Below are 12,870 nucleotides of genomic sequence, written 5' to 3'. Positions count from 1 at the left end.
GTAGGTGCGACACTCCTGTCGCACGTTGGCGCACCGCGCCAAGCAAGGTCGGCCCATTGGGCCGATTGTGCGACAAGAATGCCGCATCTACCGGGGGAAAAGAGGAAGAGGAAAACTGAATGAAACGAATGTTTGCGTGGTTGTTGCCGGCTTTCCTCCTTCTTATCCCCGGCACGGCGTTCGCCGCCGATTTCACCGCCGAGATCGTCGACCTTGACGGTAAAGTGACGGTCACGCAAAAAGCCGCCGGCAAGGCAACGCCCGCGCAAAAAGGGATGAAGCTCGTTCCCGGCGATGTGTTGGCAACCGCCACAGACGCCGAGGCGGAACTGCTGTACGAAGACGGCAACGTTACAAGAGTCGGCGAAGAGACAACCCTCACGATTAAAGAACTCTCCATTGCCGACGACAAGAGCCGCAAGACGGTGCTTGATCTGGCGGCGGGACAATTGAAAAACTCCGTGTCAAAGCTTGTGAGCAAGACCTCCAGCTTCGAGGTACACACGAAATCCGCCGTGGCGGGCGTTACCGGCACGCCACCGTGGGTGGTAAAAGCCATCGGTGGCAAGGCGGGCGGCGCGCAACGGACGGAGGTCGACCTTATTACCGGCACAAGCGGGCAGGTCTTCGTAAAAGGGATTGACCCGGCGGCGCCAAAAGTGTTTTTGACGCCCGGCACCCGCACAATGGTTTTGTTCGGAATGCCACCGGCTCCGCCATCCCCTATTTCACCGGCTCGCCTGGCGCAGTTGCAGAAGGCAATGCCAATCACCACGCCGCCCGAAACCATGCAGCAAAAACGGCAGGAACTGGACATCAAGACCGGCATCGGCGCCGAGCCGCCCCCCGCTTCGGGTGAAGGGGCTTCCGCCACACCAGAGGCGGCGCCGGAGGAACCCGTTGAGCCCGCGAAAGCCGCCGCTCCGGCTACCGCCGTGCAGCCGCCAGCGGCCCCGGTGGATACGATGCTCGACCATGTGGCAAAAAATATCTCCATTACAACGTTCACCCCTCCCGCCGATTCCACCACCGGTGAAAACAGCGAGCAGCAGGGGGTGCAAGCGGGAAATATCACCACTACCCAGACCGCAACCCAGATGCCCGCCACAACCAAAGTGCATATACAACTCAACCTGCAAACCAAATGAAAACACCGCAAAAAAGCGCCGCAACCGTAATGGCTTTCCTGTTTGCCGTAATTTCCGCGCCGGCTTTCGCCGAGGATGACGGAGACGGCAAACTGCTGCTCCAAATAAATGAAAACCGCGGTTCGTGGAGCGCCAACTCCTCTCCCAAAAAAGAGGGCGGCCAAAACTACCTTTATTTTTCCGCGGGATATTACACGCCCAATTACGGCATCACGGCGCTCGGCGCCCACGGCGATACCGCTTACCGTTACAACAGCCCTTCCAAAGATGATTTTTCCCTTGCGGCGTTTACGGACAGCACCGTGTCGCTGTATTACCTTCCCGCGCCGGTGGCGGGGGCAAACATCCGCCTCGGCGCCGATTTCAACATCCCCACGGGCCATTCGCGGTTCAGCAGCCGGGAACTGGCCAGTCTGATGATCGATAACGTTTCCAAGGAACTTAATTTGTTATCATCCTACGGCAAGGGATTTAACATCGCCCCCAACGTGGCGCTTTCGGTGCCGTATGCAAAAGGCAGTTTCGGCCTCGGCGTACGCTATGAGTTGACCGGCGAATACGATCCCACCTCGGATGTGGCGGACGACTCATACAACCCGGGAAATATCCTCATGATATTTGCCTCCATGCAGTACAACTTCACCGAGGCGAAATCCCTCTATCTGGACGTGAGCACAACGATGGTCGGCAAGGATACCCAGGGAGGGGCCGAGGTTTTCAAGCAGGGGAACGCCTATTCGCTGACCGCGCGGTATGTGACGCTGGAGGAGCAAAACCGCGTGACCTACGGCCTGACGTATGGCTGGCAGGAAAATAATCAGATGTACGGCGCCGGGGGGTTGACCACGGAGGACAGGAATACCAACAACAATTACTACGACCTGTTCATCAACACGGCCCACCATGTCGATTCCAGCCTGGCATTGAATGGAATTGCCGGGTACAAAAGCGTGAAACCGAACGGCTATGATGAGGCGAACGCCCTGTACGACGGCGGCTTTGGCAAAATCTATTTCGGCGGCGGAGCCACCAGCTATTTCTCAAAGCGGTTGTACGGTACGCTGGATCTGCGCTTCTTCCAGATATGGAATGCCAATGACGCCCTCGAACCGGGCGGGGCGGTATATCGCGGGTTCAATATCGATATCGGCGTGGTCTATTCCTTCGGCGGCGCCTGACCCTTTCAGATTCTAAGCCGTATCTATATGTATTGTATACACTTGAAGCTATTTATTTTTCCAAAAAATACTTAAAAATAGTTGTTGCGGGCGGCAAATAATGTGCTATAATTAATTTGTTCAATCGTTGAAGACAATATTCATTGTCCAAGTCAAACAAACCACTCAGCATATCAATAGGTTAAATGCAATTCTCCGCTCTTTTATTACCATTTGCGGCAACATCGCTATAACCTACGAGGAGGAACTATGGGGAAAGAACCTGATAACAAACGAGTTCCAGAAGCACCAGTCGATCCAATTTTTATAAACCGCTGGTCTCCCCGTGCTCTTGACCCCTCCCCCATCCACCCGGAAACGCTTAAAACGCTGTTCGAGGCAGCCCGCTGGTCTCCTTCCTGCTTCAATGATCAGCCGTGGCTCTTCATGTATGCCGATACCGCCGAACTGCGGGCAACCCACCTTGAAATCCTGGCCGAGGGAAACCGCGTATGGTGCAAAAATGCTCCCGCGCTGGCTATCCTTTTCGCCCGCCGACGCTTTGCCCACAACAACAAGCCCAACGGCTGGGCCGTCTTTGATTGCGGCGCGGCATGGATGGCGCTCACCATGCAGGCCCGGCTGCTCGGCCTTTACACACATGGTATGGCTGGCTTTAGCAAAGAGGCCGCCCACCGCCTGCTGAAGGTGCCGCAAGAGGACTACGAAGCGGTCTGCGCCATCGCCATAGGCCGCTACGGCGACCCGGCCTCACTCCCCGCCGACCTGCGGGAGCGCGAAGAACCGAACGGCCGCAACCCTTCCGCCTCCGTGGCCCGCCGCTTTTTTTAAAGCCGGAAATCGCGCTCAAGAGCAGCTTTTTCCGTCCGATAAGTCAAGTATCATGCTAAGCCCCATGCAGATATTTTCGGAGTCCCGGTTACCTTTTCCCCCCGATTTTGATACCCTTAACCCACGCATTATGAAAATAGAAAAGGTACTGGTCACCGGTGGCGCCGGGTATATCGGCGCGGCGCTCTGCGAACATCTGCTTGATGCCGGCTACGGCGTGATTCTGTACGACCGCTTCCTTTTCGGTTCAAAGCCGGTGGCGCACCTGAAAAACCGCCCCGGCCTCGTCATCGTCCACGGCGACATCCGCGATACCAAAAAAATAGCCCGGCTGCTGAAGCCCGGCATGGCGGTGATCCACCTCGCCTCGCTTTCCAACGACCCATCGTGCGACCTCGATCCCGGCTGGTCCGTGGCGATCAACCACGAAGCGGCGATGCGGCTGGCGGCGGCGGCAAAAGCGGCTGGCGGCGGACGATTCATTTTCGCCTCCTCCTGTTCGGTCTACGGCTACGGCGATGGCAAGGTTTTGGGGGAGAACTCCCCCTGCAATCCGGTATCGCTTTACGCCAAGCTGAAGCTCAAAACCGAAACCGAACTGACCGCGATGGCGGATGGCTCGTTTTGCCCCGTTTATTTGCGGCAGGCGACCATCTTCGGCCTCGCTCCCCGCATGCGGTTCGACCTGGCGGTGAACCAGATGACGCTCCACGCCATCACGCGCGGCAAGATTTTTGTGCTGGGGGGCGGACAGCAGTGGCGGCCCTTCCTCCATGTGCGCGACGCCGCCGCGGCGTTCCGGCTGGCGCTGGAGGCGAAGCGTGAAAAAGTGTTTTGTCAGGCGTTCAACGTCGGGAGCAATGCCAACAACATAAAAATAGCCGATCTCGCCCGCACGGTGAGCGGCGAGGTGGAAGCCGAAGTGGAAGTGGCCCCGGCGGATGCCGACCGGCGCAACTACAACGTTGATTTTTCCAAGATCGCGCGTGTGCTTGGCTTCAAGGCTTCACACTCCATTGTGGATGGGATACGCGAGGTTGCCGCATGGGTGGGGCGCGATATAAAAAAGGACTACAACACCGGCGAATTTTTCAACATCCTGCGGATGAAGGAATCGGCCAGCATCCTCGCCGGCGGCAGGCGGCGCGCGGCGGCGCCACGCCCCGGCGCGCAAAAAGTGTTCGATTTCATCCGCGCGGGCGAAGCATTCGACCTGCTGTTGCGCGCCTGCGGCGTGGGGCGCGGCGACGCGGTGATCGCGGGGAAAAAAAGCGGGCGCTGGCTGCTGGATCGGCTTAAAAAGTACGGCCTGCGCGTAACGCTGCTCCCCGCCGAAAACGGCGGCATGAGCCACGCCGCGCTGGAAAAATACCTGACAAAAGGGACGTGCGCGGTCTTCCTCACCGGCGCGGAATCCCCCGCCACGCTGAAGTTGGCGAAAAAAACACATGCCATCATCGTCACCGAAACGCCGGTGGCGGCAAACGCCGACGCCGTATTCTGGATGCGCGATGTGCTCCCCGGCGCGGCGCTCTCCCCCGCCGCCCGCATCCGCGTGAACGGCGGCCCGGTTGGCAAGAACCTCCGCGCCTGCATCAAAAAGCGCACCGGCGAGTGGATGGAGTCGCCGCTCGCCGGCAAAGCCGTCACAGACGCCTTCGACCTTTTGGGAAAGTAGCGGGCATCGCCGCCAAGCCGGTCAGCCGAGGCGGGAGCGGAGTTCGAAGTTGGTGCTCCGAAGCCGCTGGGTCACCAACTGGGCCAGATTGCGCATAACCGTTAAACCAAGCCCCTTTTCAGCATTGAAAAGGTTTTCCATCTTGTCGTGGGGGAAACGGATCACGCTGGTGGGCATCGCCGCCCTGAGCGAGGCGGAACGCCGCGCGCCGTCCAGAAACGACAGCTCACCCGCCACGCCGCCATCGCGGATCTTCAACAAGCTCACGGGCTTGACGTCTTGCGGCGTGAGGTTCATCTCCACACTTAACGTCCCCTTGACCACGATAAAAATATCGCGCGAACGTTCATCCTCCTGGGTCAAAACGCTGTTGGCGCCGTATTCCTCCGGGGAAGCGATGGAAATAAGCTTTTCCATATCCGCGCCGTCAAGCCCGGCGGTGAGACTTTCCGCCTTTTTCAGCAGCGCCAGCAGCGCCGCATGATCCATTTCAACCGGTTGCCAATTCGACACGTTTTTTCTCCTCCGTGGTTAACGGGTACCTAAGACATTTTACACCATCTTTCAGTTGTGCGGCATCTTTTACGCCGACAATCGCCGCGGTGACCGCCGGATTGGCGATTACCCAGTTGATCGCAATATGGGCGGGCGGCTTGCCGATTTCCGCGGCGGTGGCTTTGAGTTTTTCCACCCTGTCATAGGCCTTCGCCAGCGTTTCAGGCCTGAATATCCCGAACCCGCCGCCGCCGCGCCAATCCTCGAAGTGCGTTCCCTTGCCGTATTTGCCGGTCAAAAGGCCGGAGCTCAGCGGGCTGTAGGCGATCACGCCGATTTTGTTCTTCGCGCAATATGGCAGAATGTCGGCCTCAATATCGCGCTCCAGCAGGTTGTACTTCGGCTGTACGCAATCGACCAGAACCACCTTGCGCGCCCGCTCCAGCAGCGGCAGATCGAAGTTGCTCACGCCGATGGCCCGTATCTTCCCCTTTTCCTTCGCCTTGGCCAACTCTTCCATCGCGTGTTCCATCGAATCGTTAGGCGATGGCCAATGTATCTGGTAAAGGTCGATATATTCGGTCTTGAGGTTTCTCAGGCTGACGTCCAGTTCCTTTCGTATGGCCGCGGGCTTCAGGTCGCGCACGATTTGCCCGTTCATGTTGGAAAGCCCGCACTTGGTTGCCAACACCACGGTATCGCGGAACGGCTTCAGCACATCGCCCAGCAGCCGTTCGCTGTGTCCCCAACCGTAGGCCGGGGCGGTGTCGAAAAAATTGATTCCCTCCTCCACCGCCGCGAGGATTGAGCCGCGGGAAACCTCGTCCCCCTTGGTGGTCCACCACGGCGCGCCGCCTATGCCCCACGCGCCGTAACAGATGACGGATACTTGTATCCCGGTTGTTCCGAGTTCACGCTGTTCCAAAAGATAAACCTCCGTAAAACTATTTTGAAGTGTGGGAAAAAACCCCGTCCCAATCGGGGTCGGGGGGAGCCGCCATAAAAATACGGCACCGTTTAATATAAGTCCATGACGCGGCATCTTCCTTGTTGAGCGCCATGGCCGCTTCAAAGGCCTCAATGGCCTCCTCCCATTTCCGCGCCTGATACAGCGCGCGCGCCACGCCATAACTGTGAAGCCATTGCCGCGTGGCATCCGTCACATCGGCGGGGAAATCCACCAGTTCATATATCCGTACCGGGGTGGAACGCCCGACCACGCGCACAAGATCAAGCTCGCGCACGACAAAAGCGCCGCCGATGGCATTGCGCGTATTTTCCGAAATGCATATGTACGTGCCATACTGTTTGTTGATCCCTTCAAGACGGGCGGCCAAATTCACCTCGTCGCCGATCACGGTGTAGTCGAAGCGCTGCTGCGATCCCATGTTCCCCACCAGCATCGGGCCGGTGTTGATGCCAAGCCGCGCCTCCACCATCGGCCTCCCCTCCCCCTTCCATTTTTCACGGAGAGCTTTCAGCCGCTTCTGGCAAAGCAGCGCCGAGCGGCAAGCCAACTCGGCATGGTTATCGTACAGCAGCGGCGCGCCGTAAAAGGCCACGATGGCGTCGCCGATGTATTTGTCGAGCGTCCCCTGGTTTTCCATGACGATGTCGGTCATTTCGGTGAGATACTCGTTCAGCAGTTCGACCAGCGCGTCCGGCGTCAGCCCCTCGGAGATGGTGGAAAAGCCCTTGATGTCTGAAAACGACGCGGTGAGCACCCGCGTTTCCCCGCCCAACTTGAGTTTGCCGGGATCTTCCATGATCTTGCTGATAACGGCCGGGGAGAGGTAATGTCCGAATGCCTTCTTGACGTACTGCTTTTCCTTGGACTCGATAAAGTACTTATAAAACGCGATACCGCCGTAAACCATGACGATGGCGATCACGGGATAGAGAACGTCGAGGAGGGTATTCTTCTCCACGAACATAAAACGCTGGAACAGTATGTATGAAACCATGAGGATGAGGGCAAGCAGCAGTCCGCCAAACACCTTGAGCCGCCGCATGGCGAGCGTGAGCGCAATGCCCACCACCATGATCGAGGCCGCATCGAATATCAAAAACCAGTTGGCCCGTTTAAGCTCACGGCCATCGAGGACGCTTTGAATATAGTTCGCGTGGACCATCATTCCCGGCTGAATACCGAACGGGGTGACACGCATGTCGTAAATGCCGATGGCGGTGGCGCCGACAAGGACGATCTTGTCCTTAAAGAGTTTTTCCAGCGCTTCGGGCGAATCGTAATCGTGCCCCATGAGGTCGGCGATGGAGACCGCCGGGAACTCGCCCTCGCCGCCATAGTAGTTGACGTAACTCGCGCCCGTTTCATCGCTGGAAATGAACGTCTTGCCCACTTCAAACCCTTCCACACCCCCGTCAGAAAAGATGATTTTCGGCGGGCCGCCGCCATAATAAAGCCCCAACACTTGCAGGCTGAGCGAAGGAAAATACTTGCCGTTGAACTGGATGACATTCGTTATTTTCCGCAGCGTTCCGTCGGCATCCGGCACCATGTTGAAGTACCCGGTCACCGGGGCGCTGTCGGTAATCAGCTTTATGTTCGGCTTTACGCCGACCGCGTTAATCATGGGGAAGTCCCGCCTGCCCGACACGGGGTACTTTATGGCGCCGAACCGCGAATGTTTTATGACGCGGTAATCCGCTTCGAGATTCATCTTCAGGTCTTTCACCTCAACGGGATCGGTGAAGAAAAAATAGCCCGGCACAACGTTGCCGGCGTTTTTGATGGCGTCGGCGAGACGCTGATCGGCGTTCGCGTTATCCAGCGCGTCTTCCAGGGCGGCGCGCAACGGGCCGTTTGGAGGCGCTTTGGCAAGCAGTTGTTGCGCAAGGGTGAAATCCGGCCTCTCTTCGGGATATGAGAAAACGATATCGAGTCCGACCGCCTTCGGATTTCCCTTCGCAATGCGGTTGACCACGCCGGCGATCACGGTCCGCGTCCAGGGCCAGCGGCCGAAAACATCCTGGCTCTTCTGGTCGATGGCGACGATTACCACGTCGCGCTTGCCGGTGATGATCCCCCGTGCGCGGAAGTTGAGATCGAACATCTTGTGCGAGACAAGCGAGAAAAGCTCGAAATTCGCCAAAAAGAGGAGGAACGAAAGAATGGTCAGCAGGAGGCCCAGCTTGACCTCGCTTAGCTTGGGAACAAATCTGCCCGCATTCATTCACACCCAGTATATCCGAAAGGGGGATTTTTCCTTGCGATTAGGTGCGGTTTTCAGCCATCCTCACACGTCCAGCGGGGTATGATAAAATAACGGCAGATAATTACATGAAGGGGAACCGCCTGAAAGCGCTGATAATCTCTGAAAAATCGTTCGAAACCAAACAGCTTCGCGAATTCCTTCAAAGTCTCCCGTTCTCCGAATACGACCGCAACTTCCGCCTGGATTGCTACGAAATGGACTCCGCCAAAAACGCGCTGGACAAAATCGAAGCCGATGCGCAAAAAGGGGTGTTCTACGATTTCGCCATCGTCTCCCACCTGATGAAAAAACTGACCGGCCTCCAGTTCGCCCAATTGTTGGCACAAAAGAAAAAACTGCCGCCAGTGAACATAATTTTGCTGGCCAGCGCGGTAACCCCCCAACTGAAAGAGGAAGGGGAAAAGACCGGCGTACAGGCGATACTGCAAAACCCGGTCAGCGTGGATCAACTGCGGGAAGCGTTTGGGAACATCGCCGATGCCGCCGCGGAAAAAGCCCTGCAGCAGATGGAAGCCAATGGGGAAATGCTGAAAATGTCGGGCGATGACAACGCCGCCGCCTTTAAGGATCTCTGCAATACCACGGTTGCCACGCTGAAGAAATGCGTGGAGATGGCCCCTTGGCGGCGCGACCTGAATAACCACTTGGCAAAAGTCTACATCGGCGGTGAAGACTATGCGAACGCCATACCGATACTCAAAAACCTTATCAAATTCAGTTTTACGGACAAAGAGGCGCACAAGTCGCTCGCCCTGTGTTACAAGCGAACCGGGAAGAGCCTGGAAGACGCCGAATCCCTGCGCGAGCTTATAGAAGCGCGTCCCGGCGACGCCAATCTGCATTACCGCCTCGCGCAGGCCTATCGTATCGAGCAGGGGGGGCTGGACAAGGCGGAGGAATATTTCCGCAAAGCGCTTGGGCTGCATGGCGCTAACGACCCGCCAGGGCTGAAAGCGCGCGCGCATTACGGGCTGGCCAAAACCCTTTTTTTGAAGGCCGGCGAAAAACCCGGCTACGAAGCCTGCGCCTCGGCGCTGGCGGAACTCAAAAACGCGTTGCGGATCGATCCCGCGATGCTTGCCCCCTTCTTCCTCCTGCACGCCATTCTCAAAAATTTCGGCAAAGATACCGAAGCCGCCCAGGCGCTGGAAGCGGCCAAGAAAATAACGCCCGCCCTCCCCGCCGACTGGCTGGAGTGGTTTTTCCATTACATGGATGCCGGCGACACCCTAAACGCGGAGGATGCGCTGCAAAAAGCGCTTGTGATGGATACCGAGAACCAGGCCATCCTTGTTCTGGCGGGCGAAGTCTGGTTCCGCCGGCAAAATTACGATAAAGCGATTGCCCTGTTCGAGAAAGCGGTTGCGATAAACCCGTCCGACCCGCGGCTCTACAACTGGCTTGGCATCAGCTGCCGCCGCATGAAGCAAGGGGTGAAGGCGATGGAAAACTACAAAAAGGCGCTGATAATGGATCCGGACGATTTCAACCTGCACTACAATCTCGGCCGCGTCCACTTCATGCTGAAGGACTATGCCAACGCCCGCAAATCGTATGAGGAAGCGTTGCGGCTGAATCCCGATTTGGCCGAAGCCAAAGAAGCGCTGGCCCAGCTCCCCGCCACGCTGTAACCGAAAAAAAACGCGGGCTACACTGTTTTCAAATAATCGAAATAGGCGGAGTTTTCATTCTTCCAACGGTTCACCAAATAGCGGCCGCCCATCCGGTATTTGAACCGCCAGCGCTTTTGCACGCTAATGTTAAATGCGCGGGGAAACGAATAAAAACGCCGCATCTCCTCGATGATGCCGTGCTGCAACTCGTAAGGGGTCATCCGCGTGGGCCGGATCACGCAATGCAGCCCGTCATAGTGATCCCAGTCCTGATGCAGTATCCGTTTCTCGGCAACCATTTGGCCATGCACGGCCGTGCCGGGGAACGGCGTGAGCGCGCAAAGCTGGATGGTATCCAAGCCCGCCTCGATGGCGAAGTCCGTGGTATCCCTGATGGTCTGGGGCGTGTCGTGGTCGCCCCCCAGCACAAACATGCCGTGGATGCCGATATTATGCCGTTTGAAGCCCTTGATGGATGCAACGATCTCCTCCACCGTCTGCCCCTTGTCATACGCCTTGAGCGTTTCGGGATTGATCGATTCCATCCCGATGTAGGCGATACGGCAATTGGTCCGCTTTAACAGGTCAAGCAGCTCTTCGTCCCGCGCGGCATCTATCCGCAGTTGGCACGAATAGCGGTGCGGCACCTTGTTTTCGGCGATCATGGTCTTGAGCAAGTCCTTAGTCCTGCGCGGGTTCGCCGCGAAGTTGTCGTCGATAAAATTGATGGTGCGGCCAAGCATGGGAGCCATCTCGGCCATAAGCTGTTCTTTGGTCTTATAGCGGTACTTCCGCCCGAAGGTGGTGGTAACGCTGCAAAAGCTGCAATCGAACGGGCATCCGCGCGAGAACATCAGTTGCGCCGGATACTCTTCCGGCCCCTTGAACGCCTTGCACGACGAAAAATCGGCCTGTGGCATCTCTTCCATATTAACTTTAGCGATGGATGAAGGATTCTGCACCAACACGCCGTCGCGCATATACGAAATGCCCGGCACATCCGAAACGCCGCCGCCGTTCATTTTCGACACCAACTCGGCGAACGTCGCCTCCCCTTCGCCGCGCACCACGTAGTCGCAGTGCCGCAACGCCTCTTCCGCCATCGCGCTGACGTGCGGGCCGCCCATGACAACAGTCTTCCCCCGCCCTTTCAGCAGGCTCCCCAACCGGTACGCCTCGTTGACGGTGGAAGTGAGGGAACTGATCCCGACTAGATCGAATCCGCACAAATAGTCAATATCAACCGGCGCCTTTTCCTGGAAAAAGGTTTCCACCTCGTATCCCCGGCTTTTCATAAGGCCGCTCAGAAACGGCAACCCCATCCGCGGCAGGTACACCCGGCTAAACACATGGGTCTTAACCGCTTTGGTTTCCACGAGGGCAATACTCTTGATCTTCACTCGACACTCCTTTGTGCATGGTTGCGGCGGCGCAATACTTGCGAACTTCCCCGCCATGCTGCCCGATGGGGACTAACGAAACTTGAACAACCCGGAAAGGCTGCCTTTACCGGCTTAAAGTAATTAAAGATTATATCATAATGTGAAGCGGAAACGATGAAAAGATGGCTTTTTTGCATATTTAACCGGCGGAACAGACTCTTTTGCCGGCATTGACGCGATGGCGCCAAGCATTGAAAAGGCGAAAGTTATCGGGCGATATCGGTGATGATACACGCGAAGCTGATAATTTTACCGTCCTCGCCGTTGAGCGGGGTGATTGCCAAAAACTCTTCGCGCAGTTGACCGTTTTTCATCCGGTTGACAATCTTCCCTCTCCACCCCTTCCCTTTGAGAAGGGTATCCCACATCGCTTTATAAAATTCGGGCGGGTGACTTTCACTCTTGAGGATTGCGGGGGTCTGGCCGATGGCCTCCCCCTCGGCGTAGCCGGTGAGTTCGGCGAACGCTTTGTTCACATATTCAATCTTTCCCGCGGTATCGGTGATAAACAGCGGCTGGTTCAGATATTTGATGGCGATATGAAGCTTCTTCAGTTCCGCCGCGGCCTTGAGGTTCCGCAAGCCGTAGGCGAGGTTGTCCGCCATCCGCTCCAGCAGGATCAGCTCGTCGTCGCTGAATGCGTCGTGGTTCGCGGAATAGATGTTCAACGCGCCGATGACCTCGTCATCCAGATGCATCGGCAGGGCGGCGATGACGTTGATGCCGTGCTTCAGCGCGCTTTCGCGCCACGGAGAAAATAATTTGTCGCTGACGTGCGTGGTGACGGTGTGGCCGCTCCGGATGGCGCTCCCGGTCGGCCCCTGCCCGAGGGCATGTTCAGAGTCCCACGACACCTTTATGGTGTCGACATATTCTTTCGCGATGCCTGAGACGGCGGCGGGCGGCACACTCTTCTCATCGTCGTGCCTCTTTAACCCCACCCATGCAAGCCGGTAGCCGCCAATATCCACTATGAGGCGGCAAATCTCGTTGAGCAGCAGCTTCTCTTCGGGTATGCGCAGAATGAGCTCGTTGACCTCGTTCGTCAACCGTAGCGCGCGGTTCAACTCTTCAAAAGTCTTTTTATTGGCCATCCCATTCTCCCGCCTTTTATACACAGCGTCTTAAATAATTGCGCATAGTCTTTTAAGCTGTCCGTTTGGCCTCAGCCATTTATCCAACTGTTTTCCGATAACGACAATCAACTCCTCAAGGCTTTTGAAATACCTGTTATGGGTGCATAGGCGTC

General features: G+C 57.0%; 10 protein-coding genes. 5 read left to right on the top strand and 5 right to left on the bottom strand.

What is annotated here, in order from left to right; translation table 11 throughout:
- The first annotated feature begins 119 nt into the window (after window positions 1-119).
- The 4 genes from HZA03_02420 to HZA03_02405 all read left to right on the top strand — a co-directional run bounded on the left by HZA03_02420 (window position 120) and on the right by HZA03_02405 (window position 4,835).
- On the top strand, window positions 120-1,148 hold the full coding sequence (locus tag HZA03_02420; protein MBI5636805.1) for a FecR domain-containing protein: 1,029 nt from the start codon (window positions 120-122) through the stop codon (window positions 1,146-1,148).
- Complete coding sequence (locus HZA03_02415; protein ID MBI5636804.1) at window positions 1,145-2,326, top strand: hypothetical protein; 1,182 nt, start codon at window positions 1,145-1,147, stop codon at window positions 2,324-2,326. Before HZA03_02420 ends, HZA03_02415 begins: the two co-directional genes overlap by 4 nt.
- Window positions 2,327-2,575: 249 nt before the next feature.
- Window positions 2,576-3,157, top strand: coding sequence for a nitroreductase family protein (locus HZA03_02410; GenBank protein MBI5636803.1), 582 nt, complete (start codon window positions 2,576-2,578; stop codon window positions 3,155-3,157).
- Between the two features lie 130 nt (window positions 3,158-3,287).
- Complete coding sequence (locus HZA03_02405; protein ID MBI5636802.1) at window positions 3,288-4,835, top strand: NAD(P)-dependent oxidoreductase; 1,548 nt, start codon at window positions 3,288-3,290, stop codon at window positions 4,833-4,835.
- 21 nt (window positions 4,836-4,856) lie between these two features.
- Here the strand turns inward: HZA03_02405 and HZA03_02400 are convergent, their stop codons facing one another.
- The 3 genes from HZA03_02400 to HZA03_02390 are packed head-to-tail and all read right to left on the bottom strand — an operon-like array spanning window position 4,857 to window position 8,524.
- Window positions 4,857-5,348, bottom strand: a complete 492-nt coding sequence (locus HZA03_02400; GenBank protein ID MBI5636801.1) for a cyclic nucleotide-binding domain-containing protein — start codon at window positions 5,346-5,348, stop codon at window positions 4,857-4,859.
- Window positions 5,326-6,255, bottom strand: a complete 930-nt coding sequence (locus HZA03_02395; GenBank protein MBI5636800.1) for an aldo/keto reductase — start codon at window positions 6,253-6,255, stop codon at window positions 5,326-5,328. Before HZA03_02395 ends, HZA03_02400 begins: the two co-directional genes overlap by 23 nt.
- Before the next feature lie 19 nt (window positions 6,256-6,274).
- On the bottom strand, window positions 6,275-8,524 hold the full coding sequence (locus HZA03_02390) for an adenylate/guanylate cyclase domain-containing protein (protein ID MBI5636799.1): 2,250 nt from the start codon (window positions 8,522-8,524) through the stop codon (window positions 6,275-6,277).
- A gap of 107 nt (window positions 8,525-8,631) precedes the next feature.
- Here HZA03_02390 and HZA03_02385 point away from each other — a divergent pair, with 107 nt between their 5' ends.
- Window positions 8,632-10,197, top strand: a complete 1,566-nt coding sequence (locus HZA03_02385) for a tetratricopeptide repeat protein (GenBank protein MBI5636798.1) — start codon at window positions 8,632-8,634, stop codon at window positions 10,195-10,197.
- Window positions 10,198-10,214: 17 nt separating this feature from the next.
- On the opposite strand, the gene HZA03_02380 is transcribed toward HZA03_02385, so the two are convergent.
- Both HZA03_02380 and HZA03_02375 read right to left on the bottom strand, forming a co-directional pair.
- Window positions 10,215-11,579: a radical SAM protein gene (locus HZA03_02380; GenBank protein ID MBI5636797.1), complete on the bottom strand. Its 1,365-nt coding sequence runs from the start codon at window positions 11,577-11,579 to the stop codon at window positions 10,215-10,217.
- Between the two features lie 248 nt (window positions 11,580-11,827).
- Window positions 11,828-12,715, bottom strand: coding sequence for a GAF domain-containing protein (locus tag HZA03_02375; protein ID MBI5636796.1), 888 nt, complete (start codon window positions 12,713-12,715; stop codon window positions 11,828-11,830).
- Window positions 12,716-12,870 lie beyond the last annotated feature (155 nt).

This window comes from Nitrospinota bacterium (genome assembly GCA_016217735.1).
Classification (GTDB): Bacteria; Nitrospinota_A; UBA7883; order JACRGQ01; family JACRGQ01; genus JACRGQ01.
Note: the sequence above shows the minus strand (reverse complement) of the source record. Positions and strands in the feature narration are given on the sequence as shown.